Genomic DNA, 307 nt, shown 5'->3' with positions numbered 1-307 from the left:
GGCAAGCGAGGCGAAGCCGGCCAGCCAGACGCAGACCGACCGCAAGCCCTCCGGTGAGCGTCAGCTCGGTGTGCGCTACGAGGCGCAGCCGAACTTCTACTACTGCGGCCCCGCCGCCGCGCGTAACGCCCTGTCCGTGCAGGGCAAGGACATCAGCGTGGACGCCATGGCCAAGGAGATGGGCACCACCGAGGCCGGCACCAACTCCATCAACGACATCACCCCCGTGCTGAACAAGGAAACCGCCAAGGACGCCTACCACTCCGTGGAGATCAGCACCCCGAACGCCGACGACAAGCAGACCGAC

1 protein-coding gene is annotated in these 307 nt (G+C 66.8%); it reads left to right on the top strand.

The window, feature by feature from the left end:
* Positions 1-307, top strand: a 307-nt coding sequence (locus M8C17_RS31735; RefSeq protein ID WP_252420478.1) for a C39 family peptidase, incomplete at both ends; no start/stop codon positions are given.

The organism is Micromonospora sp. RHAY321 (assembly GCF_023896955.1).
Lineage (GTDB): Bacteria > Actinomycetota > Actinomycetes > Mycobacteriales > Micromonosporaceae > Micromonospora.
Note: the sequence above shows the minus strand (reverse complement) of the source record. Positions and strands in the feature narration are given on the sequence as shown.